Here is a 22,001-nt window from a genome sequence, read left to right on the forward strand (position 1 = left end):
CGCCACCCTACCGGCCGGTCACTTCGGTGTCTCGGGGGTGGCGGCGGCGTCGGTGGGCACGGGGGAGCGGCGTACGGCGTTGTGCCGGTGCCGTACGCCGTTGGGACCGGACGTTGCGGTGGGCCGGGTGCGTCAGTTGACGACGAGGACCGGATTGCCGGCGACGGAGCTGTCGGTGACCGGGCCGTAGGTGGCGCTGAAGTAGCCCGTGGAGAAGCACAGGCCCGGGCCGGAGGCCAGGGCGAACGGCTGGGCCGAGAAGCCGATGGTGTTGCCGGTGTTGGAGGTGGTGCCGTTGATCCCGGTGGAGTTCTGGTAGTTGCAGGTGACGCTGCCCAGGATGGTGCTGAGCACCACAGTGGTCCCCATGGTGCCGGCCGCGCCGGGGGTGAGCTTGACCGGGCTGCCCGGGCCGTCGCTGACCGTGTTGGTGTACGGCAGGTTGGTGACGGTGATGCTCTTGACGCCCGTGACGCCGAGGACGTTGGAGGTGCAGGAGCCGAAGGTCTGGGTGTTGAGCTGCTCGACGGCGCTGCCCGGGGCGGCCGGGTTGGCGGTCACCGTCGCCGAGAAGGAGGAGGCGGCACACTTGATGCCGCTCGTGCCGGTGGCACTGCTGTAGAAGGTCGCGTAGCTGCCGGAGACCAGGTTGGCGGTCAGGACGTCGCCGACGGCGACGGCCGGGCCGCTGGGGCTTCCGGTGGTCAGTACGGCGGAGGCGGCCTCGGCGGGTGCCACGGCCGCGCCGGTGAGGGCGAGGGCGGCCAGGGTGGCGGTGGCGAGGGTGCGGCGGATGCGCATGAGGGTACCTCTCTCCGTCCGGGGGACGGGTGGGGGAATCCCCGTGTGCGGGTGTGGTGGTGTGCACGACGGGGGAGGTGCATGGCGTACCGGGGGCTCCGGCGGGGCCGCGGGTACGGGCGCGCCGCGGGTACGGACGGGCCCGGCGCCACGGGCCCGCTCGTGCGGTACGGAGATGCGGCGGCTGCCACCGCCGCGGGCCGGCAAATGCGCCGTGGTCCCGTGGTCCGGGCGGCTCGCCCGGGCGTGGGAGCCCCTGGAGGTCGGCCCGGTGGGGGCCTGCTCGCCCACCGGTTGGAAACCTGCCAGTGTTGTAAACCCGGCGTTACGTCAATGTCAATACAGGACACAGGAGTTGGTGATGGAACGGAACTACCTCCGGAGTGCCGACGTGGTCCTGCTGCCGGGTGCGCGGACCGGCCGCGATCCCGCCCGGTCGATCAAGCCCGGCCCGCGCCGGCTGCCCGCGGGCGTGGTGGCCGCGACCCAGCGCGAGCGGCTTCTGGACGGGCTGGTGCAGACCGTCGCCGAACGCGGCTACCAGCATGCGACGGTGAGCGACATCTGCCGCGCGGCGGGGGTGACCAGGCCGGTCTTCTACGAGCTGTTCGACGGCAAGGAGGACGCCTTCTTGGCCGCGCACCGGTACGGCACCGGGGTGGTGATCCGGCGGATGTCGGCGGCCTTCGCGACCGAATCCGACTGGTGCCAGGGAATCCGCAGATCGCTCGGCGTGCTGCTGCAACTCCTCGCCGGGACACCGGCGTTCGCCACCATGGCGGTGATCGAGGTGGAGGCGGTCGGCCGGGCCGGGCGGCGGGAGCGCGAGCAACTCCTCAGGAAGTTCCGGGCGTTCTTCGCCGAGGTTCCCCAACTCCCGGGCGGGGTCGCGGTGCAGGAACTCGTGGACGCCGTGGTGGGCGGCGTCTACAGCGCGCTCCACCGCTGGGTCGACTCCGGGCGGACCGAGCAACTACCGGACCTGCTACCGGTGTTGAGCCTGTTCTGCCTGGCACCGTTCCTCGGCCCGGCGGAGGCGGCCGCACGGCTCGGGTCGGGGCTCGGGTCGGGGCTCGGGTCGGGAATCGGGCCGGAGCTCGGGCCGGAGCTCGGGTCAGGGAGCGGTTCGGGGGCCGGCTCGGGGATTGGTGAAGATCCTTCGTGCACCCGTATTGACCCGGCCAATACCGGGCAGTAGCTTCCCAGTTACTCACCGCGCGCCGACCGGATCCGCCCCGCTGCCGAGGGACGGAAGGACCCGGCCGGGCCGCGGGACGCTGTCCGCGCCAGGGCAACGTGCCAGTGCCTGCACACCCAATCCACCCACAGGGAGCACACATGGCCATGTCCGAGGACGCCGCTGCGGCGGCCGAGACCGAGCAGGCGCCGACCGCGCCGAGAAGAGGCCGGGTACGGCTGAAGCGCACCGTCCTGATGGCCGTCCCGGCCATCGCGGCCGGGGGCGTCCTGATGGCGCTCACCGCCCAGGGCGTGCTCGCCGCCCAGTTCTCCATCTCCGGCATGCCGTTCACCATCACCGCCGACGAGCTGAAGGGCGACGGCTTCGCCCAGTTCGGCGCCCTGGACTCGATGATCCCGGACAGCCCCAACGCCGGCTCCACCGGCGGCCAGGTGCTGGTCGCGGTGTCGGCGATCAGGAGCGCCGAGATCACCAACCTGTGCCAGAGCGTCGACCTGGGCGGCGTCAACCTGGTGATCCACGCGGGCGACCGCGGCACCCCCGTCACCGCCACCAACCTCACCACCGACTCCGATCTGCTGACCGGTGACTCCGCGGAGTTCACCAACATCGAGATCGGCGGCGACGCCAGCACCTACACCAAGGCCGGACCGGTCGGCAAGGGCAACCCGGGCGTCTTCGGGCAGCAGGCCGACACCGTCAAGATCACGAAGGTGAACCAGCACAACTACGCGAGCACCGCCGTCGGGTTCAAACTGCCCAACCTGCGGCTGAGCTTCAGCTCCACGGGCTGCTGAGCATGACGGAGTCCGTACCGGAGCCGGCGGCCGGAGCCGACGGGAGCGGCGCGACGGGGGCCTCGACCGGGGCCGCGGAGGTGGCGGCCCAGGGGACGGCCGCCGCACCCGGAGCCGTCGCCCAGGCTCCCGCCACCGGGCCCGCCGCCCGCCCGGCCAAGCGCGACTGGCGGGGCCGTCGACCGTTCTGGGGCGGGCTGCTGGTGGCGCTCGGCGGCGCCGAGATCCTGTTCACGCTGAAGGCCCCGCTGCCCGTCATCCTGCACATCGGGATGGAAGGGCTGGCCGGGTACCTGGTACCGGCGGTGATGGTGCTGTGCGGCCTGCTGATCCTGTTCAACCCGGCGCAGCGGCTGTTCTACTCCATCCTCGCCGTCCTGGCCTCGCTGGGCAGCTGGGTCACCTCCAACCTGGGCGGCTTCCTGATCGGGATGCTGCTCGGGGTGGTCGGCGCCTGCCTCACCTTCGGGTGGGTGCCCGACCAGCCGCTGCGCCCGGGCCGGCAGCGGCGGCTGGACCGTCGCGAGGAACGGCGGTCGGCCAGGACCGCCGGCGCCTGACGAGCTCCGCCCCGCGTTCCGGTGACGGGAGAGCACGGGGACGCGGGGCGGGTTCCCCAGGACAGGCCCTGGGGTAAGGCGGACAAGGCCGATCAGATGGTCGAGGCGTCGATCACGAAGCGGAACCGGACGTCGCCGTCCAGCACCCGCCGGTACGCCTCGTTGATCTGCTCGGCCGCGATCAGCTCGATCTCGGCGGTGATGCCGTGCTCACCGCAGAAGTCCAGCATCTCCTGGGTCTCCGGCAGTCCGCCGATCATCGAACCGGCCAGCGAGCGGCGACCGATGAGCAGCGCGTGCGCGTTGACCGAGACCGGCTTCTCCGGCGCACCGACCTGCACCATGGTGCCGTCGACCCGCAGCAGCTGCAGGTAGGCACTGAGGTCGAGGTCGGCCGAGACGGTGTTGACGATCAGGTCGAAGCTGCCCGCGAGCTCGGCGAAGGTCGCCGGGTCCGAGGTGGCGCGGTAGTGGTCGGCACCGAGCTTCAGGCCGTCCTCGCGCTTGCGCAGCGACTGGCTGAGCACGGTGACCTCCGCACCCATCGCGTGGGCGAGCTGCACGCCCATGTGCCCGAGGCCGCCGAGGCCCACGATCGCGACCTTCTTGCCCGGGCCGGCGCCCCAGTGCGCCAGCGGCGAGTAGAGCGTGATGCCCGCGCACAGCAGCGGCGCGGCGGCGTCCAGCGGCAGGTTGTCGGGGATCCGAAGCGCGTACGCCTCGTCCACCACCAGCTCCGCCGAGTAGCCGCCGTACGTCGGCAGGCCGTCCTTGCCCGTGCTGTTGTAGGTGAAGACGGCGCCGCCCTCGCCGGTGCAGTACTGCTGGAGGCCGGCGCGGCAGTTGTCGCACTCGCGGCAGGAGTCGACGAAGCAGCCGACGCCGACGCGGTCGCCGACCTTCCAGCGGGTGACACCGGGGCCGACCTCGGAGACCACGCCCGCGATCTCGTGGCCCGGGACCATCGGGAAGATGCCGGTGCCCCAGTCCTCGCCGACCTGGTGGATGTCGGAGTGGCAGATGCCGGAGTACTTGATGTCGATCACGATGTCCTGCTCGCCCACGGCCCGGCGGGTGACCGTGGTCTTCGCCAGCGGGGCGTCGGGCTGCTGCGCCGCGTAGGCGGCGACGGTGCGGGTGGTGCTCGTCGTGCTCGTCGTGCTCGTCGGGTTGGTCTCGTTCGTCGTCTCGTTCGTCATGCCCCAAGGCTGCGCCGGGACGATCGGGGCAACCAGACCAGAGATCATCGTACGAGCGGCGGACCTAGGCAGGCCGAACGTAGGACCCCGCAACGTACGCACGGCGGTATCACCCTCGCCCGCCGCCGGGCAGCCGATCGCCCGCATACTGCAGACATGGACCAGCGCACCGAACTCAGCGAGTTCCTCCGATCCCGCCGCGCCCGGCTGAGGCCCGAGGACGTGGGTCTGCCCGACACCACCACCCGGCGCCGGGTGCCCGGGCTGCGCCGCGAGGAGCTGGCCCAGCTCGCCGGAGTCAGCACCGCCTACTACACCCGGCTCGAACAGGGCCACGGCGAGAACGTCTCCACGGCCGTGCTGGACGCCATCGCCCGGGTGCTGCGGCTCACCGCCGCCGAACGCGACCACCTCGGCCGGCTCACCAAGCCCGCCCGCCGCCGCCCCGGCCGGGCCGCCACCCGGGTGCAGCGGATCCGCCCCGAACTGCAGCAACTCCTCGACGCGATGGAGGGCGTGCCCGCGTACGTCCTCGGCCGGCGCCTCGACATCATCGCCTGGAACCGGCTCGGCACCGCCCTGCTCGGCGACTTCGCCGTGATGCCGCCCGAGCAGCGCAACATGGCCTGGCACCTCTTCCTCGACCCGGGCGCCCAGGAGCTGTACGTGGACTGGGAGGGCAAGGCCTCCGACGTCGTCGGGATGCTGCGCCTGGACGCCGGACGCGACCCGGACGACCCCAGGCTCGCCTCGCTGATCGGCGAACTCTCCCTCAAGAGCGCGGAGTTCAGGCGACTCTGGGCCGCCCACGGGATCCAGGACAAGGGCCACGGCACCAAACGGCTGCACCACCCGGTGGTCGGCCGGCTCAGCCTGCAGTACGAGACGCTGCGCCCGGCCGGGGACGCCGACCAGGTGCTGGTCACCTACCACGCCGAACCCGGCTCGACCTCCGCCGAATCGCTGCGCCTGCTGGCCAGTTGGGCCGCCACCGAGTTCCGGGCCGCGGCGGCCGAGGAGTCGGCCGGGTCGTCCGCCGCCGAACAGGCCCGGTAGCGGCGCGCGCCGGGCGGGGTCGGGAGCGCGGCTCAGGAGGGGCCGACGTCCGGTACGACCGGGCGCTGCACCGGTGACGGCTCAGCGGAAGCAGTACGAGTCCGAGGAGGCGTCGCCGCCCGCGAGATGGGTCTGGTGGACGCGCAGGCCCCGGAAGTCGGCGCCGTGCGGGAAGAAGCGCTCGTCGATGCTCAGCCCGCCGGACACCGGGTCGGCGTCCAGCTTGACCATCCACGGCTCGATCCCACCCGGGTAGAACTGGTCGTCCCAGGCGCCGTAGAGGGAGTTGGTGAGGTACAGCCGCCGGCCGTCCCGGCTGATCTCCACCATCTGCGGCGCCCCGCTCAACGGCCGCCCCGGGTCGGCCGGGTGGGGCGTGCGGGCGGTCACGCCGCCGAGCCGCACCGAGGAGGCGAGCCGGGGGTGGAACGGGTCCGAGACGTCGAACCGGAACAACTCGCCGGTGCCCCAGGCCGACACGTACAGCCAGCGGTCGTCCACCGACAGGTTGATGTCGGTGACCAGCGGCGGCACCGCACCGAACGGCTGCAGGGCCGGCGGCAGGTCCGCCGGCTTGGCCGGCTCGGCCGGGATCTCGATCACCTTGCGCACGGTGAACGCCGCCCCGTCCCGGTACCAGAGCCAGACCGAGGAGGAGAGGTCCTCCACGTTCGCCACCACCCCGGCGAACCCCCACTCCGCCTGCGGGTCGTGCGCCGGGCGCAGCTCCAGCACCATCTGGTACTGGTCGCCGAGGTCGACCCGCTGGAGGTGCCGGCCGGAGTCCAGCTCCCAGAAGTGCAGGGCGTGCCCGTACTTGCGGCCCAGCAGCAGCTCCGGCACCACCCCCTCCTCGACCATCCACGGGGTGCCCCACTCGCTGGTCACCCCCACGTTGGTGCCCAGGTGCCACCACACGTCGTACGCGAGGTGCTGCGGCCCGCGCTCGGTCTCCCAGGCGCGCAGCACGTCGAAGCTCGTGTGGTCGAGGATCGCCACCCCGCCCGGCCCGTCGGAGCCCTCACCGGAGCCCAGGCAGGAGAGGAAGACGCCGTCCGGGCCGCAGTGCAGGGTGTGCGGGCGCGAGTAACCGGCCTTGGCGGCCAGCTCGTCCGCCTCGACGGTCTTGACCAGCCGGGGCCGCACCGGATCCGGCCGGGTGTCCATCACGTGCAGCCGGGAGGAGCGCAGCCCGGGCAGCAGCAGGTAGCGCCGCTCCGGGTTCTCGTGGCAGGCGTGCGCCAGCGCGCTGGAGCAGGCGTTCCACCCGAAGTGGTGCAACTCGTCGCCCAGGGTGGGAAGTTCGGCGAAGTTGAGCACCTTCCCGTAGCTCGCCGACGCCGGATCAGTGTCGACCGTGAGCAACGCGTCCGGCCGCTGCCCCGCCCGGTCGAACCCCGCGACGTACGCCAGCCTCTCCGGTGGCGCGGCGATCGCCTCCGCGGCCGACCGGTAGAGCGACGGATCGCTGTGCCCGTGCTGCATGCAGACTCCCCAACTCGCCTGGTCCGTCCGGGAAGCGTTCCACACCAGCCCCGGCGCACAGCAGGCGCACGGGGAGTGCCGGGGCGCGCGGGAGTCCGCCACCGGCGGTCCACCGTGGCGGCCCGCCGCCGAAAGCATTGCGAGCATCACATCGCGCCAGGTCATCGCTGCCGTGGCCGGAGACGGCCGAGCCAGTACAGTCAGGCCCATGGAGTTTCGGGAAGACATCCTGGGGGCGCCCTACGAGGCGGCGGAGCTTGCACTGCGGTCGGACGCCGAGGGGGAGGTGTGCGCGACGCTCGTCCGGCGGGTGGTGCCCGGGGCGGAGCGGGCGGTGCTCTACATCCACGGGTACAACGACTACTTCTTCCAGACCAATCTGGCGGACCACTTCGTCGCGCTCGGGTTCTCCTTCTACGCGCTCGACCTGCGCAAGTACGGGCGGTCGCTGCGGCCGCACCAGTCGCCGAACTTCGTCCGGGACCTCGCGGAGTACGACGAGGAGATCGACGAGGCGGTGCGGATCATCCGCGAGGTGGACGGGCACCGGCAGCTGCTGCTGAACGGGCACTCCACCGGCGGCCTGGTCGGGGCGCTGTGGGCGGGTCGCCGGGCCGGGCGCGGGGTGGTGGACGGGCTCTTCCTGAACAGTCCGTTCCTGTCGATGCCGGCCGCACCGGCGGTCCGGACGGCCGGCGGCCCGGTGGTGACGGCGATCGCGCGGCTGGCGCCGACCCGCGTCCTGCCGTCGTCGCTGAACCCGCACTACACCCACAGCCTGCACAAGGACCACAGGGGCGAGTGGGACTTCGACCTCACCCTGAAGCCCGCCGAGGGCTTCCCGCTGTTCGCGGGCTGGCTGTCGGCGATCCACCAGGGGCACCGGCGGCTGCGGCGCGGGGTGGGCATCGACGTACCGGTGCTGCTGATGGCCTCCACCCGGTCCATCGCCACCACCAAGTGGCACAACGCCCTGCACCACGCCGACGGCGTGCTGCGCGCCGACGACATCGCGGCGCAGGGGCCGCGGCTGGGCCGGCACGTGACGATCGTCCGGATCGAGGGCGGCATGCACGACCTGGTGCTCTCCGGCGAGAACGCCCGCACCCAGGTCTTCGCCGAGCTGGACCGCTGGCTCGCGGCGTACCTGGACGTGCGGCCGGTCGGGGAGAGCGCGTGACGGACGGCGCGGCGGCGGACGAGCCGGTGCACGACGGGCCGGTGCCGGACGAGCCGGTGCCGGTCGGTCGTCGGACCGACCTCGGCTTCGCCAAGCTGATGCCGGACCTCGACCGGGACGGCGGCTGGCTGCTCACCCTGGACGGCACCCCGCAGTCGTACGTCGACCTCGCCGACCCGACGCACCTGGAGTTCGAGTACACCCGGCGCCTCGGCCACCTGGCCGACGCGCTGGCCCCCGCCGAACAGCCGCTGGACGTGCTGCACCTGGGCGGCGGCGCGCTGACCCTGCCCCGCTACCTGGCCGCGACCCGGCCCGGCTCGCGGCAGCGGGTGGTGGAGGTGGACGGCCCGCTGCTGGAGCTGGTCGCCGAGCACCTGCCCTGGCCGGGCCCGGATCCGGACGGTGCGGGGATCGCCGCGACGGTCGGGGACGCCCGCGCTGCCCTCGCCGAACTCCCCCCGGGCTCGCGGGACTTGGTGATCGCGGACGTCTTCCACGGCTCCCGCACCCCGGCGCACCTGACCTCGGTGGAGTTCGTCCGCCTGGCGGCGGCCGTGCTGCGCGAGGGCGGCTGCTACGCGGCCAACCTGGCGGACGGCCCGCCGCTGGCCTTCGCCAGGGCGCAGGCGGCGACGGTACGGGCGGTGTTCCCGTACGTCTGCCTGGTCGCGGAGGCCTCCGTGCTGCGCGGGCGCCGGTACGGCAACGTGCTGCTGGCCGGTTCGACGGCGCCGCTGCCGGCGGCGGAGCTCGCCCGGCTGTTCGCGGGCGACATCTTCCCGGCCCGGCTGGTGGCGGAGGAGGACCTGACGGAGCTGGTCGGCCGTACGGCCCCGGTCACGGACGCGGACGCCACCGACTCCCCGCCCCACCGGACGGCGCCTTCAGCGTCGGCTGAGACGTGTCGGCTCGCAGCGGTGCCGAGCGGGGCACGGGAAGTCGGCCGGTTCGACTTCCCGTGCCGGCGGAGGCCCGGCGCGTCGGCGGATCGGGCGGCCCGGACGGGGTGTCAGAATCGGCGGGTTCATGCCCGAGCGGGGAGCACGTCGAAGGAGCGAGCGATGACTGACGGCGCGGAGCGGCCCGAGCTGGGAGCGGTGCCGGAGACGGCGCTGTGGACGCTGTGGCACCGGGCGGTGGAAGCCCGCCGGCCGGACACCGTGCTGGCGGATCCGAAGGCGGTCGAGCTGGTGGACCGGATCGATTTCCCCTTCGAGGCGCGCTTCGGGAGCAACGCGCTGGTCAGCCAGCTGCAGGCGCTGCGCGCGGCCTGCTTCGACCGCGAGGTGACCGACTTCCTGGAGCGCTGCCCGCGCGGCACCGTGGTCGGGCTCGGGGACGGGCTGGAGACGCAGGCCTGGCGGGTCGACAACGGGCGGTCGACCTGGCTGTCGGTGGACCTGCCGGAGACGGCCGCGCTGCGCGAGCGGCTGCTGCCGCCGGACGAGCGGCACCGGATCCTCGCCCAGTCGGCCACCGACCCGGGCTGGATGGACGGCGTGGACCCGGCCAACGGCGTGCTGATCAGCGCCGAGGGCCTGCTGATGTACCTGCGGCCGGAGGAGGTCCGGACGCTGATCGCGGCCTGTGCCGAGCGCTTCCCCGGCGGCTCGCTGGTGTTCGACACGGTGCCGCGCTGGTTCAGCCGCCGGGCCGTCGAGGGCAAGCTGAAGAACCGCCACTACCAGGCGCCGCCGATGCCGTTCGGGATGGACGCGGACGAGCGCGGCAAGCTGGCCAGCGCGCACCCGGCGGTCACCGACGTGCGCGAGGTCTACCCGGAGGGCGGGCGCGGAGCGCTGCGCGCCCTGCTGTCGCTCGCACGCCGGGTGAAGGGGCGGCCGTCCGTCGTCGCCCTGCGGTTCGCCGAGCGCTGAGCGCCGCGAGCTGAGAGTGGCACCGGGCGACTTTGCCTATTCTTGAAGAAAGGCCGCTCGAACTGGAACCATCGCCCGGGGGCGTACGTCGTAACCACAGGTGATCGGCCGGGGGGACAGGCCGCCCGGCACGTTAGGCTGCCCTGAGGGGGCGCGGCCTGGGTGTCGCCATTCGCCATCGGACCACAACTGACGGGACGGGCCCGCGGCTCCACGGAGCCGGGCCCGTCCTGCTCCTGCCACGGAGGTACTGGCCTTGCACATCGACGCCTGGATCGAGGGCATTCCGCCGACCGCGGTGTACGCCGTCGTCGGTCTGATCATCGGCATCGAGTCCCTGGGCATCCCGTTGCCCGGCGAGATCGCCCTGGTCACGGCGTCGCTCATGGCCGTCAAGGGCGTGGTGAGCCCGTGGGGCGTCGCGGCCTGCGCGGTCGCCGGCGCCATCATCGGCGACTCGATCGGCTACTCGATCGGGCGCAAGGGGGGCAAGCCGCTCTTCGAGAAGCTGGGACGCAAGTTCCCCAAGCACTTCGGGCCCTCCCACCTGGCCACCGCCGAGCGCTCCTTCCAGAAGTGGGGCATGTGGGCGGTCTTCTTCGGCCGGTTCATCGCCCTGCTGCGCATCTTCGCCGGTCCGCTGGCGGGCGCGCTGAAGATGCCGTACTGGAAGTTCCTGATCGCCAACGTGCTGGGCGGCGTGGTCTGGGCCGGCGGCACGACGCTGCTGGTCTACAAGGTGGGCAAGAGCATCGAGCCGTGGCTGGCCCGCTTCTCCTGGGCCGGTCTGGCCGCGGCCGTGGTGATCGGCGGGCTCTCGGCCTGGATCATGAAGCGCCGGGCCGCGAAGACGCACGCCCGGATCGAGGCGGAGGAGGCCGCCGCGGCCGCCGCCGCTGCGGTGAAGGCTCCGGTCGCGGAGTGACGACGGAGTGGGACTGCGGTGACACCGGACTGACCGGGCGCGGCTGACGGCCGCCCCGGAGCCATCGGGCCCTCGGAGTAGCATCGGCGGAGTACCTGTCGATCTTGCACTCTGGAGGGCCCGATGTCGTCACAGCCGACCTGGGATGCCGTGGACGCGTACTTCTCCGAGCAGCTGGTCGGGCACGACCCGGCCCTGGAGGGCGCGCAGGCCGCCGCAGACGCGGCCGGACTGCCGAAGATCGCGGTGGCCCCCAACCAGGGCAAGCTGCTCCACCTGCTGGCGCTCACCCAGGGCGCCAAGCGCATCCTGGAGGTCGGCACGCTCGGCGGCTACAGCGCGATCTGGCTGGCCCGGGCGCTGCCCGCCGACGGCACCCTGGTCACGCTGGAGATCGACCCCCGGAACGCCGAGGTCGCCCGGGGCAACCTGGCCGCCGCCGGTCTGGCCGGCGTCGCCGAGGTGCGGGTCGGCCGGGCCGCCGACTCGCTGGCGGCGCTGGTGGAGCAAGACGTCGAGCCCTTCGACCTGGTCTTCATCGACGCGGACAAGCCGAGCAACCCCGAGTACTTCCGCCGGGCGCTCCAGCTGACCCGGCCGGGCTCGCTGATCATCGTCGACAACGTGGTGCGCGGCGGCGCCGTCGCCGACCCGGACAGCACCGACCCGGGGGTGCTCGGCACCCGGGCCGTGCACGAGCTGATCGCGGCCGAGCCGAGGGTCACCGCGACCTCGGTGCAGACGGTCGGCAGCAAGGGCTACGACGGGTTCACGCTCGCCCGCGTCCAGGGCTGAGCCGTCCAGGGCTGAACCGGCCGGGGCTGAACCGGCCGGGGCTGAACCGTCCGGGGCTGAACCAAGGAAAGACGAGGAACGGAGACAACGTGCGGATCGGACTGCTGGGCACCGGCCCCTGGGCGGAGCGGGTGCACGCGCCCGTGCTGGCCGAACACCCCGGGATGGAGTTCGCCGGCGTCTGGGGCCGGCGCCCGGAGGCCGCCGAGGCGCTGGGCGCGGCGCACGGCGTGCCCGGGTACGCGGACCTCGACCGGTTGCTGGCCGAGGTGGACGCGGTCTCCATCGCACTGCCCCCGTCCGTGCAGCCGGGCCTCGCGGTCCGGGCCGCCGAGGCCGGCTGCCACCTGCTGCTGGACAAGCCGGTCGCGCTGACCGTGCCGGACGCCGCGGCCGTGGCCGAGGCGGTCAGCAAGCACGGGGTCGCCTCGGTGGTGTTCTTCACGGTGCGCTTCGGCGGCCCGCAGATCCCGTGGATCGAGGAGCAGGCGGCGCTGGGCGGCTGGTACACCGGCCGCTCGGACTGGCTGGGCTCGGTGTTCGCGCCGGGCAGCTCCAGCCCGTACGCGGCCTCGCCGTGGCGCCAGGAGAAGGGCTCGCTGTGGGACGTCGGCCCGCACGCGCTGTCCGTCCTGCTGCCGGTGCTGGGCGACGTGACCCAGGTGACGGCGGTGGCGGGCCCGCTGGACGCCGTACACCTGGTGCTGCGGCACGCCGGCGGCGCGTCCAGCACGCTGGCGCTCAGCCTGACCGCGCCGGCCGCGGCGGGCGGGACGGGCATGGAACTGCGCGGCGAGCACGGCGTGGTCCACCTGCCGGAGCGCGGCGAGGGCCCGCTCGCGGCCCTGCACCGGGCGCTGGATGCCCTGCAGTCCGCCGCGGCCTCCGGTGAGCCGCACCCCTGCGGGGCGGACTTCGGCCTGCGGGTGGTGGAGATCCTCGCCGCGGCCGAGCGCTCGCTGGCCGTCGGCGGACCGGTGGAGGCCTGAGCGTTCCGCGAGGGGCGACTCCGCGCGTGGTGACAGCGGGGTGACACGACGCCGGGCGGGGCACTTCGGTGCCCCGCCCGGCGTCCTGCGTCGGCCTCCGATCGGCTGCCGGTCAGCTGGCCGTCAGATGCCGAACGGCGCCGCGTAGCGGACCGTGCCGGCGGGCAGCGGGTGACCGGCGTCGAGGGCGAGGGCCATCAGGGCCTCGTCCGGGACCTCGATGGACAGGCCGATGCCGTGGGCGGACGCCCGGGTGAAGCCGAACCGGGGGTAGTAGCCCGGGTGCCCCAGCACGACGACGTACCGCTCGCCCAGCTCCGCGGCCGCGGCCAGGGCGGCGCGGACGGCCGCGGAGCCGGCGCCGGTGCGCTGGTACGCGGGGAGCACGGCGCACGGGGCCAGGCACAGGGCCGGGACGTCGCCGATGTGGCAGCGGGTCAGCAGGGCGTGGCCGAGGGGCCGGTCCTGCTCGTCGGTCGCGACGATCGACAGGCCGTCGATCCAGGCCGGGTCGGCGCGCAGCGCGTCGACGAGGTCGGCCTCGGCGGCGGTGCCGAAGGCGGCGGCGTTGACGGCGTGGACGGTCGGGAAATCGGCGCCGGTCTCGGCGCGGGTGTTCCAGGTGCGCATGGCGGATGAGGATCCGTTCCAGGAGTACGTACGGTGCCCCGCGAGCTCACGCTCCCGGCGAGGGCGGACAGGAGAGAGGTCAGGCCGCGGCCCGGGACGTGAGGGAGACCCGGACGCTGTACACGGCGGCCTTGAGCGCGGTCATCGACCCCACCTCCCTGCTCTCCCGGTTCCTGCAACGGCACGTACGCCAACCGAGTTTACCGGGTCAGGTCGGCGGTAGGGGAGGCCGGGCCGGGCCCGGGCGGCGGTCGGTGGGGCGGGCCGGGGGGATGACGGCGGCTCGGAAGTCGCGCGGGCCGGTCCACAGGGCGGGGACGGCGTCGCTGCGGCGCGCCAGCTCGTACGCCACGGCCTCGTAGTTGACGCGCCAGCCGTGGAAGTGCGGCCAGGCGTCCTCGACCGGGCGTTCGCGGGGGAAGCCGGCCGCGCTGATCATCGCGACGGCGCCCAGGTACTCGGCGTAGGTCAGGCGGATCGGCACGTCCGGGTCCGGGTCCGGGTCGAAGTCGATGCGCAGTGACCGGGCGATGTCGCGCATCGCGGTGAACCCGGCGCGCAGCACCAGCCGGGCCTCGGGCGGGGCCGAGCGCGGGCACAGGGCGAGGTGCATGGCCGCGGCGTCCATCACGGCGATCAGGCCGACCACCCAGCTGCGGTTCGGCTGCGGGGATCGGAAGGAGAGCAGCACCGGGTAGTTGGAGTGGCTCTCGCCGATGTCGGCGGCCAGGCGTTCCCAGTCCCGGTAGAGCTGGGGGAGCGCGGTCTCGGTGTCGACCAGGGACTGGCGGGCCAGCAGTTCGGGGCCCCAGGCGGGTTCGCCGGCCCGGGACTGGAGCAGGGTCACCTCGGTCTCGCGGCGCTGGTAGGCGGCGTAGAGGGTCGGCAGGTAGGAGATCTGCAGGGCGATCACCAGGGGGCCGCTGGCCGCGGCCATGAAGTCGATCGCGGACAGCTGCAGCCGCTCGCCGCTCGCGAAGCCGAGGGTGAAGAGGCTGGAGCCGGCCTCCCGGATGGCGATCGTCCAGCTGAACTCCGAGGTGCCGTGCAGCAGCAGGGTGTAGGCGAGCAGCATCCCGCTGAGCCAGACCGTGAGCATGCCCAGCAGGACCAGCGGCGCCAGCCAGGTCAGCGCCCGGTCCTGTGCGCGGTAGCCGCCGATCGGCGCGGCGGAGAGCCGCAGCACCGTCCGCAGCACCGCCCAGAGCCGGTTCACCAGGGACGAGTAGAGCCCTCGCGGGACGACCAGCGTGCGCAGGATGCTGCCGACGACCATCAGGAGCAGCAGCGCGCCGAGCACGGTGTGGATCAACCTCATGGCGCCCATTCTGACGGTCGTTCGGCGTGGCCGTGGCGTCGGGCACCCGGCTCGGCGGGCGCCGGTCCGGTAGGCCTCGGAGTGTCGCACCGAATCCGGCGGCGATGGGCCGCGGCACTGCCGGCACTGCTGGTGCTGCTGCTCTGTGCCGCCTCCGGGCAGGCCGTCGCCGCCGACGGCGACCCCGCTCAGGTCAGCCCCGGCGCTTCGGCCCCCGGGCGCGCGGGCGGGGACCGTTCGACTGGCGCTCCGTCAACCCCGGGGGCGCGCGTTATTCGGTGGCGGGCGTGTTCGCCCGGCGGTGATGATCACGGGATGCCTGTCTTCCTGGAAACCGGGCGGCTCGTGCTGCGCCCGTTCGCCGACACCGAAGCCGACGTCGACGGCCTGTTCGCCCTGGACAGCGACCCCGAGGTCATGCGCTTCATCAACGGCGGCAAGCCGACGACCCGCGAGGCGATCCGGGCCCGTACCCTGCCGCGGCTGCTCCACGACCACCCGTCCATCGGCACCCGCGGCTTCTGGGCCGCCGAGGAGAAGGCCACCGGCACCTTCCTCGGCTGGTTCGAGCTGCGCCCGCTCACCGAGGACGGCCCGCTGGAGGTCGAGCTCGGCTACCGGCTGAATCGCTCCGCCTGGGGCAGGGGCTACGCCACCGAGGGGGCGCGGGCGCTGATCGACAAGGCCTTCACGGACCTCGGGGTCCAGCGGGTCACCGCGAACACGATGGCGGTGAACACCCGGTCCCGGCGGGTGATGGAGAAGTCGGGCCTGTCCTTCCTCCGGAGCTTCACCGGAGACTGGCCCGACGCGATCCCGGGATCCGAACACGGCGAGGTCGAGTACGACCTCCTCCGCACCACCTGGGAGCAGCGGTCGTAGCACCCTCGACACCTCGCCGAAGAGCAAAGCAGTAGCCGGCGATGCTCCCCGACGACCCTCCGAGCCGGGTGGCTCGGGGGGTCGTTCCATTGACAGGAGGGGTGGCTCCGCTGGATTCTAAGCAAGCGCTTAGTCAACGAGACGGAACCGAATCGACTTCCGAGGAGCCGCCCGATGTCCGAGACCCCCGCCGCCCCGCCCGGGGTGGACCTGGCGCGGCTGCGCGCCCACCTGGAGCGGGAGCTACCCGGGGTCGTCCACGGGCCGCTGCGGGCCGAGCTGATCGAGGGGGGCCGTTCGAACCTGACCTACGTCCTGTCCGACGGGGTCTCCCGCTGGGTGCTGCGCCGGCCGCCGCTGGGGCACGTGCTCGCGACCGCGCACGACATGGGGCGGGAGTACCGGGTGATGTCGGCGCTGCGCGGCACCGGGGTTCCGGTCCCCGGGATGCTGCTGTTCGACCAGGGCGAGGACGTGCTCGGTGCGCCCTGGTACCTCATGGAGCACGTGACCGGCACCGCGCACCGGGACGCCGCGCCGCTGGCTGCGCTCGGTGCGCAGCGGGTCGCCGCGCTCGGGCGGCAGCTGGTCGAGACCCTGGCCGAGCTGCACCGGATCGACCCGGCGGCCGTCGGCCTCGCCGACTTCGGGCACCCCGAGGGGTACCTGGAGCGCCAGCTGCGCCGCTGGTCCAAGCAGCTCGCCGCCTCCCGCAGCCGTGACCTGCCCCAGCTCGACCGGCTGCACGCCGCGCTCGCCGAGCGGCTGCCGGCCTCGCCCGCGCCCGCCCTCGTGCACGGGGACTACCGGCTGGACAACGTCCTGGTGAACGAGACCGCGGACGGGGGCGACACCATCACCGCCGTCCTCGACTGGGAGATGTCCACCCTGGGCGACCCGCTCACCGACATCGGCCTGCTGGTGATGTACACCGAGCTGGCCGGCGTCGGCGGGGGCATCATCCCCTCCGCGATGACCGCCCCCGGCTTCCCCAAGGCCGACGAACTGGTCGCGCACTACGCCGAGTCGACCGGCCGGCAGGCCGCCGACCTGGACTGGTACGTCGCCTTCGCGTCCTTCAAGCTGGCCGCCGTCGCCGAGGGCATCCACTACCGCTTCCAGCAGGGCCGCACCCTGGGCGCGGGCTTCGAACGCGCGGGCGAGATGGCCCCGATCCTCGCCCGGCACGGCCTGAGCACCCTCAAGGAGAACTGACCGATGGACTTCGCGTACGACGCCCGGACGAACGAACTCCGCGAGCAGCTGCTCGCCTTCATGGACGCGCACGTCCACCCGGCCGAGGCCGTCCTCGCCGAACAGCTCGCCGACCCGGCCCGCGAGCGCTGGGCCGTCCCCCCGGTCGTCGCCGACCTGCAGGCGGAGGCGCGCAAGCAGGGGCTGTGGAACCTCTTCTTCGTGGACCAGCACGGCCTCCCGGGCGAGCACGGCGCCGGCCTGACCAACCTGCAGTACGCTCCGCTCGCCGAAATCACCGGCCGCAGCCCGCAGTTGGCCCCGGCCGCGCTCAACTGCGCGGCCCCCGACACCGGCAACATGGAGCTGCTCGCCCAGTTCGGCAGCGCCGAGCAGCGCGAGCGCTGGCTGCGGCCCCTGCTGGACGCCGAGATCCGCTCCGCCTTCGCGATGACCGAGCCCGAGGTGGCCTCCTCGGACGCCACCAACATCGCCACCCGGATCGAGCGGGACGGCGACGAGTACGTGATCAACGGCCGCAAGTGGTACATCACCGGGGCGATGAACCCGCAGTGCCGGATCCTCATCGTGATGGGCAAGACCGACCCGGCCGCCGAACCGCACCGCCAGCAGAGCATGGTGCTCGTCCCGCGCGACACCCCCGGTGTCACCGTCAAGCGCGGCATGACGGTCTTCGGCTACGACGACGCCGACCACGGCGGCCACGCCGAGGTGCTGTTCGAGGACGTCCGCGTCCCGGTCGGCAACCTGATCGGCGAGGAGGGGACGGGCTTCGCCATCGCCCAGGCCCGGCTGGGCCCGGGCCGGATCCACCACTGCATGCGCGCCATCGGCATCGCCGAGCGGGCGCTGGAGCTGATGTGCCGCCGGGCGGGGGAGCGGGTCGCCTTCGGCAAGCCGCTCGCCGAGCAGGGCGTGGTCCAGGACTGGATCGCCGAGTCCCGGGTCCGCATCGAGCAGCTGCGGCTGCTGGTGCTCAAGACCGCCTGGCTGATGGACACCGTCGGCAACCGGGGCGCGCACACCGAGATCCAGGCGATCAAGATCGCCACCCCGCGCACCGTCGAGTGGATCCTGGACAAGGCCGTCCAGGCCCACGGCGCCGCCGGTGTCAGCCAGGACACCCCGCTCGCCCAGCTCTGGGCGGGCAACCGCACCCTGCGGCTGGCCGACGGCCCGGACGAGGTGCACAAGCGCTCGCTGGCCCGCCGGGAGCTGAAGCAGTACCGGAGGTGACGGAAGTACTAGGGGTGTCATACCTGGGTATCCAGGGGCCGGTTGGCTCCCCGGTATGACGGCTGCGGCCCGTCCCCGCCCGTAGTGTCCTGCGTGTCCGACCGATCGGAAACGAGGAGACAGAACATGGGCAGTGGGGGACGGGCCGTGGCGGCGGTCCTGTTGGCGGCGACGGCGGTGCTGGGCGGCGCGGTCGGTGCGCCCGGGGCGGTGGCGGCGGCGCCGGAGGGCGGCAACACCGGGAAGCAGGCGCGGGCGTGGCTGCCGGAGCCGAGCGGGCCGTACCCGATCGGGACCACCGCGCTGCGCCTGACCGATGCCGCCCGGGAGGACCCGTGGCAGCCCGGGCGCCGGCGCGAACTGATGGTCAGCCTCTGGTACCCGACCGCCCGCCCGGCCGGGCCCACCGACAGCGCGCCGTACATGGCGCCCGCCGCCGGAGAGCACTTCGGCGGGCCCGCCGGTGTCGGTCTGATCAACTACGGCACGGCGCCGGGCCGCACCGACTGGTCGGCGATCCGCACCCCCGCCCGCGCGGACGCCCCCGCCCTGCCCGGCGGCCCGCGCCCGGTGGTGCTCTACTCGCCCGGCCTGGGCGACCCGCGCACCTGGGGGACGGCGCTCGTCGAGGACCTGGTCTCGCGCGGCTACGTCGTGGTCACCGTCGACCACACCTACGAGGCCTCCGAAGTCGCCTTCCCCGACGGCGAACTGGCCACCTCCGTGCTCCCCGGCATGCTCGGCCAGCCGGACCTGGACATCGGCGCCGTGCTGCGCAAGCTCATGGCCACGCGAGTGGACGACACCCGCTTCGTGCTGGACCAGCTGGCCGGGCTGGGCACCAGGGCGGACCTGCCGAGCGGCGTGGCCGGGGCGCTCGACCTGGACCGGATCGGCATGGTCGGCCACTCGGCGGGCGGCTTCACCGCCCTCCAGACCATGCACGACGACCGGCGGATCACGGCCGGGATCAACCTGGACGGCCAAATGCACTTCCCCGGCCCGGACGGCCACACCGGCGTCCAGCTGCCCAGCGTCGCCGAGGACGGCCTGGACCGGCCCTTCCTGCTGATGGGCACCCGCAGCGACGACTCCGGCAGCTACCACCAGCAGCCCGGCTGGGACGCCCTCTGGCAGCACAGCACCGGCTGGCACGCCGACCTCACCCTCGAAGGCTCCCGGCACGGCTCCTACACCGACGGCCAGTCCCTGCTGCCCCAACTCGCCCGACAGGGCGCGCTCACCCCGGACCAGCTGCTCGCGGACGTCGGCACCATCCGGCCCGGCCGCGCCGAACTCGCCACCCGCTGGTACGTCGCCTCCTTCTTCGACCGCTGGCTGCGCGGCCACGACGACCACCTGCTGGACGGGCCCTCGCCGCGCTTCCCGGAAATGTCCTACGAGCGCTAGCGATCGGGCGACCTTTTGCCCCGGGGCCGGGGCGGGTCGGCCGGTGAAATTCCGTCAGGGAAAGGTGGGCCGGAGGGGGTTGCGGGGAATGCGGAACAGTATTCCGATCCGTATTCAGTGAATGGCTACGCGCGTTGTTTCCCTTCCTCCGGGGGTGCCTTTGCCTGCACGGACGCCCTCCTTAATCATTCCTTACCCTTCGCCGTTGACCAGTGTTCATCAGCTCTGATTTCCTTCATGCCCAGGCAGCGAAAAACCGACGGGCAGTCAATTTCCGGGTGTACGGAAGAATCCGAACCGGAGTCGACTCCCCGTCGGAATCCGCCGCCATCCCTTCCCCACAAAGGGATCGTCCGCGGCACCCCGAAGCCGCGGACGATCGGCAGCAGAGAGGGCACCCTCACCCATGGGTCACTCCCGAAGGATCCGACGCGCGAAGTACGCAGCGCTCACCGGCATGGCGTCGCTTGCGCTCGCCGCCGCCGGCCTGGCCGGCGTGGCCGGCCCGGCCTCCGCGCAGGACATCTCCGGCTCGACGGGCAGCGCCGGCAACGAGTTCAACCCCTGGAGCCCGCAGGCCGGCCACCCCTACCGGCACGGCGCGGTACCCGGCATGTCCCAGCACGAGAACTACAAGAAGTGGCTCGCCGAGCACAACCAGGCCGCGGCCACCGGCCAGCAGACCCTGTCCTACGGCGGCGGGGTCGACGGCATCGGCGTGCAGAGCGGGCACTCCAAGGTCTACCTGATCTTCTACGGCAACCAGTGGGGCACCCAGACCACCGACGCCAACGGGAACGCCAAGTTCTCCGGCGACTCGGCCGGCGCGGCCGGCGCCACCCAGCAGATGTTCAAGGGCATCGGCACCAACGGCGAGACCTGGTCCGCCGACCTGACCCAGTGGTGCGACGGCCCCAACGTCGCCACCGGCGCCGTCAGCTGCCCCTCCAACGCCAACTTCATCCCGTACCAGAGCGGCGGCGTCCTGTCCGGCGTCTGGTACGACAACGCCGCCGCCTCGCCGAGCCAGGCCACCGGCAACCAGCTCGCCCAGGAGGCCGTCAAGGCGGCCGGCCACTTCGGCAACACCACCGCCGCCGCCAACCGGGACGCGTACTACATCGTCCTGTCGCCGCACGGCACCAACCCGGACGACTACCAGAACCCGACCACCGGGTACTGCGCCTGGCACGACTGGAACGGCGACACCACCCTCACCGGCGGTGCGGCGAGCTCGCCCTACGGCGACATCGCCTTCTCCAACCAGCCGTACAACATCGACGCGGGCGCCAACTGCGGCGTCGGCTTCGTCAACTCGCCCGGCACGCTGGACGGTTGGACGATGACCCTCGGCCACGAGTGGCACGAGATGATGTCCGACCAGAACCCGGCCGGCGGCTGGACCAACCACGTCTCGGGCAGCAGCTACAACGGCCAGGAGAACTCCGACGAGTGCGCCTGGATCAGGCCCGGCAGCACCGGCGGCGCCGCCAACATCTCCTTCGGCTCCTTCGGCAGCTACGCCGAGCAGGCCAGCTGGTCCAACGACACCAACTCCTGCGCGATCTCGCACACCATCCTGACCCACGGCAACACGGTCACCGTCACCAACCCGGGCAACCAGTCCGGCACCGTCGGCACCGCCGCCAGCCTGCAGATCGCGGCCACCGACTCGGCCTCCGGCCAGACCCTCACCTACTCGGCCACCGGCCTGCCGGCCGGCCTGTCGATCAACTCCTCGACCGGCCTGATCTCCGGCACCCCGACCGCCGCCGGCACCACCAGCGTCACGGTCACCGCGACCGACACCACCGGCGCCGCCGGCAGCACCAGCTTCAGCTGGACCGAGTCCACCACCGGAGGCGGCGGCAACGCCGTCACCAACGGCGGCTTCGAGGCCGGCAGCCTGACCGGCTGGACCGCCGCCGGCAGCACCTCCGCCACCACCGGCGCCGCCCACACCGGCAGCTACGGCGCCATGGTCGGCTCCACCAACCCGACCGGGGACTCCTCGATCGCCCAGACCTTCACCGCGCCGACCGGCTCCAGCAAGGTGTCCTTCTGGTACAGCAACACCTGCGACGACACCGTCACCTACGACTGGGCCACCGCCACCCTGAAGGACAACACCACCGGCACGACCACCACGGTCCTCGCCAAGACCTGCACCACCACCGGCACCTGGACCAACAAGACGGCGACCGTCACCCCGGGCCACTCCTACACCCTCACCCTGAGCAACCACGACGACAACTACCCGGGTGACCCGACCTACACCTACTACGACGACGTGACCGTCTCCTGACGATCTCGACGCCACAACGCACCGGGGTGGGCCCAGCGCCCGCCCCGGTGCCGTTTATCTGTCGGGGGGACAGGGGGGATCCGAATCGGCTGCCGGAACGTCCAACCGGCACCGCTCGCACAACGGCAAAAGGAACC

19 protein-coding genes and 1 pseudogene are annotated in these 22,001 nt (G+C 72.9%); 15 read left to right on the forward strand and 5 right to left on the reverse strand.

Translation table 11 applies throughout. From position 1 onward, the window contains the following. Positions 1–132: 132 nt before the first annotated feature. Entirely contained in the window at positions 133–801 is a 669-nt protein-coding gene (locus tag CRP52_RS30220; protein ID WP_097239282.1) for a Tat pathway signal sequence domain protein, read from the reverse strand. Between the two features lie 361 nt (positions 802–1,162). Between CRP52_RS30220 and CRP52_RS30225 the strand changes: the two genes are divergently transcribed. From CRP52_RS30225 to CRP52_RS30235, 3 genes are all read left to right on the forward strand, one after another. Continuing rightward, positions 1,163–1,999, forward strand: coding sequence for a TetR/AcrR family transcriptional regulator (locus CRP52_RS30225; RefSeq protein ID WP_101948267.1), 837 nt, complete (start codon positions 1,163–1,165; stop codon positions 1,997–1,999). A 140-nt stretch (positions 2,000–2,139) separates the two neighbouring features. After that, positions 2,140–2,799, forward strand: coding sequence for a DUF6230 family protein (locus CRP52_RS30230; RefSeq protein ID WP_097239283.1), 660 nt, complete (start codon positions 2,140–2,142; stop codon positions 2,797–2,799). 80 nt (positions 2,800–2,879) lie between these two features. Then, complete coding sequence (locus tag CRP52_RS30235; RefSeq protein WP_097240456.1) at positions 2,880–3,359, forward strand: DUF6114 domain-containing protein; 480 nt, start codon at positions 2,880–2,882, stop codon at positions 3,357–3,359. A gap of 92 nt (positions 3,360–3,451) precedes the next feature. On the opposite strand, the gene CRP52_RS30240 is transcribed toward CRP52_RS30235, so the two are convergent. Beyond that, on the reverse strand, positions 3,452–4,558 hold the full coding sequence (locus CRP52_RS30240; RefSeq protein ID WP_097239284.1) for an NAD(P)-dependent alcohol dehydrogenase: 1,107 nt from the start codon (positions 4,556–4,558) through the stop codon (positions 3,452–3,454). A 156-nt stretch (positions 4,559–4,714) separates the two neighbouring features. Here CRP52_RS30240 and CRP52_RS30245 point away from each other — a divergent pair, with 156 nt between their 5' ends. Next, positions 4,715–5,614 carry a helix-turn-helix domain-containing protein gene (locus CRP52_RS30245; RefSeq protein WP_097239285.1) on the forward strand — a complete coding sequence of 300 codons (900 nt, stop codon included), beginning with the start codon at positions 4,715–4,717 and terminating at the stop codon, positions 5,612–5,614. Between the two features lie 81 nt (positions 5,615–5,695). Here the strand turns inward: CRP52_RS30245 and CRP52_RS30250 are convergent, their stop codons facing one another. Next, entirely contained in the window at positions 5,696–7,099 is a 1,404-nt protein-coding gene (locus CRP52_RS30250) for a selenium-binding protein SBP56-related protein (protein WP_097239286.1), read from the reverse strand. Between the two features lie 208 nt (positions 7,100–7,307). Here CRP52_RS30250 and CRP52_RS30255 point away from each other — a divergent pair, with 208 nt between their 5' ends. The 6 genes and pseudogenes from CRP52_RS30255 to CRP52_RS30280 all read left to right on the forward strand — a co-directional run bounded on the left by CRP52_RS30255 (position 7,308) and on the right by CRP52_RS30280 (position 12,868). Then, the gene (locus tag CRP52_RS30255) at positions 7,308–8,279 is read left to right on the forward strand and encodes an alpha/beta hydrolase (protein WP_097239287.1); all 972 of its coding nucleotides are present in this window, start codon (positions 7,308–7,310) and stop codon (positions 8,277–8,279) included. Between the two features lie 98 nt (positions 8,280–8,377). Further along, positions 8,378–9,180: pseudogene (locus CRP52_RS30260) on the forward strand (spermidine synthase). 163 nt (positions 9,181–9,343) lie between these two features. Beyond that, positions 9,344–10,159, forward strand: coding sequence for a class I SAM-dependent methyltransferase (locus tag CRP52_RS30265; RefSeq protein WP_097239288.1), 816 nt, complete (start codon positions 9,344–9,346; stop codon positions 10,157–10,159). A gap of 256 nt (positions 10,160–10,415) precedes the next feature. Then, complete coding sequence (locus CRP52_RS30270; protein ID WP_097239289.1) at positions 10,416–11,084, forward strand: DedA family protein; 669 nt, start codon at positions 10,416–10,418, stop codon at positions 11,082–11,084. Between the two features lie 123 nt (positions 11,085–11,207). After that, positions 11,208–11,879 (forward strand): O-methyltransferase, encoded by a 672-nt coding sequence (locus CRP52_RS30275; protein WP_097239290.1) that lies wholly within the window; start codon positions 11,208–11,210, stop codon positions 11,877–11,879. An 89-nt stretch (positions 11,880–11,968) separates the two neighbouring features. Further along, positions 11,969–12,868 (forward strand): Gfo/Idh/MocA family protein, encoded by a 900-nt coding sequence (locus CRP52_RS30280; RefSeq protein ID WP_097239291.1) that lies wholly within the window; start codon positions 11,969–11,971, stop codon positions 12,866–12,868. Positions 12,869–12,991: 123 nt separating this feature from the next. Here CRP52_RS30280 and CRP52_RS30285 read toward each other — a convergent pair whose 3' ends face one another. Next, the gene (locus CRP52_RS30285) at positions 12,992–13,498 is read right to left on the reverse strand and encodes a GNAT family N-acetyltransferase (RefSeq protein ID WP_097239292.1); all 507 of its coding nucleotides are present in this window, start codon (positions 13,496–13,498) and stop codon (positions 12,992–12,994) included. Positions 13,499–13,706: 208 nt separating this feature from the next. Beyond that, a complete protein-coding gene (locus tag CRP52_RS30290) occupies positions 13,707–14,816 on the reverse strand; it encodes a hypothetical protein (protein WP_097240457.1) in 1,110 nt (369 codons plus the stop codon). Between the two features lie 315 nt (positions 14,817–15,131). Here CRP52_RS30290 and CRP52_RS30295 point away from each other — a divergent pair, with 315 nt between their 5' ends. The 5 genes from CRP52_RS30295 (at position 15,132) to CRP52_RS38980 (ending at position 21,864) form a co-directional block, all read left to right on the forward strand. Then, on the forward strand, positions 15,132–15,698 hold the full coding sequence (locus tag CRP52_RS30295) for a GNAT family N-acetyltransferase (RefSeq protein WP_097239293.1): 567 nt from the start codon (positions 15,132–15,134) through the stop codon (positions 15,696–15,698). 174 nt (positions 15,699–15,872) lie between these two features. Then, positions 15,873–16,913: a phosphotransferase family protein gene (locus CRP52_RS30300; RefSeq protein WP_097239294.1), complete on the forward strand. Its 1,041-nt coding sequence runs from the start codon at positions 15,873–15,875 to the stop codon at positions 16,911–16,913. Between the two features lie 3 nt (positions 16,914–16,916). Next, positions 16,917–18,149 carry an acyl-CoA dehydrogenase family protein gene (locus CRP52_RS30305; protein WP_097239295.1) on the forward strand — a complete coding sequence of 411 codons (1,233 nt, stop codon included), beginning with the start codon at positions 16,917–16,919 and terminating at the stop codon, positions 18,147–18,149. A 126-nt stretch (positions 18,150–18,275) separates the two neighbouring features. Then, a complete protein-coding gene (locus CRP52_RS30310) occupies positions 18,276–19,559 on the forward strand; it encodes an alpha/beta hydrolase family protein (protein ID WP_097239296.1) in 1,284 nt (427 codons plus the stop codon). Between the two features lie 457 nt (positions 19,560–20,016). Continuing rightward, a complete protein-coding gene (locus tag CRP52_RS38980) occupies positions 20,017–21,864 on the forward strand; it encodes a putative Ig domain-containing protein (RefSeq protein ID WP_257032928.1) in 1,848 nt (615 codons plus the stop codon). Positions 21,865–22,001: the final 137 nt, after the last annotated feature.

The organism is Streptomyces sp. 1331.2 (assembly GCF_900199205.1).
Taxonomy (GTDB): Bacteria; Actinomycetota; Actinomycetes; order Streptomycetales; family Streptomycetaceae; genus Kitasatospora.

What these genes read in the sequence shown, in the direction of transcription:
- CRP52_RS30285 (WP_097239292.1), bottom strand. Translation starts at nt 13,498, where the DNA reads ATGCGCACCTGGAACACCCGCGCCGAGACCGGCGCCGATTTCCCGACC.
- CRP52_RS30225 (WP_101948267.1), top strand. Translation starts at nt 1,163, where the DNA reads ATGGAACGGAACTACCTCCGGAGTGCCGACGTGGTCCTGCTGCCGGGT.
- CRP52_RS30275 (WP_097239290.1), top strand. Translation starts at nt 11,208, where the DNA reads ATGTCGTCACAGCCGACCTGGGATGCCGTGGACGCGTACTTCTCCGAG.
- CRP52_RS38980 (WP_257032928.1), top strand. Translation starts at nt 20,017, where the DNA reads ATGGCGTCGCTTGCGCTCGCCGCCGCCGGCCTGGCCGGCGTGGCCGGC.
- CRP52_RS30310 (WP_097239296.1), top strand. Translation starts at nt 18,276, where the DNA reads ATGGGCAGTGGGGGACGGGCCGTGGCGGCGGTCCTGTTGGCGGCGACG.
- CRP52_RS30300 (WP_097239294.1), top strand. Translation starts at nt 15,873, where the DNA reads ATGTCCGAGACCCCCGCCGCCCCGCCCGGGGTGGACCTGGCGCGGCTG.
- CRP52_RS30265 (WP_097239288.1), top strand. Translation starts at nt 9,344, where the DNA reads ATGACTGACGGCGCGGAGCGGCCCGAGCTGGGAGCGGTGCCGGAGACG.
- CRP52_RS30240 (WP_097239284.1), bottom strand. Translation starts at nt 4,558, where the DNA reads ATGACGAACGAGACGACGAACGAGACCAACCCGACGAGCACGACGAGC.
- CRP52_RS30290 (WP_097240457.1), bottom strand. Translation starts at nt 14,816, where the DNA reads ATGAGGTTGATCCACACCGTGCTCGGCGCGCTGCTGCTCCTGATGGTC.
- CRP52_RS30230 (WP_097239283.1), top strand. Translation starts at nt 2,140, where the DNA reads ATGGCCATGTCCGAGGACGCCGCTGCGGCGGCCGAGACCGAGCAGGCG.
- CRP52_RS30250 (WP_097239286.1), bottom strand. Translation starts at nt 7,099, where the DNA reads ATGCAGCACGGGCACAGCGATCCGTCGCTCTACCGGTCGGCCGCGGAG.
- CRP52_RS30220 (WP_097239282.1), bottom strand. Translation starts at nt 801, where the DNA reads ATGCGCATCCGCCGCACCCTCGCCACCGCCACCCTGGCCGCCCTCGCC.
- CRP52_RS30305 (WP_097239295.1), top strand. Translation starts at nt 16,917, where the DNA reads ATGGACTTCGCGTACGACGCCCGGACGAACGAACTCCGCGAGCAGCTG.
- CRP52_RS30245 (WP_097239285.1), top strand. Translation starts at nt 4,715, where the DNA reads ATGGACCAGCGCACCGAACTCAGCGAGTTCCTCCGATCCCGCCGCGCC.
- CRP52_RS30295 (WP_097239293.1), top strand. Translation starts at nt 15,132, where the DNA reads ATGCCTGTCTTCCTGGAAACCGGGCGGCTCGTGCTGCGCCCGTTCGCC.
- CRP52_RS30255 (WP_097239287.1), top strand. Translation starts at nt 7,308, where the DNA reads ATGGAGTTTCGGGAAGACATCCTGGGGGCGCCCTACGAGGCGGCGGAG.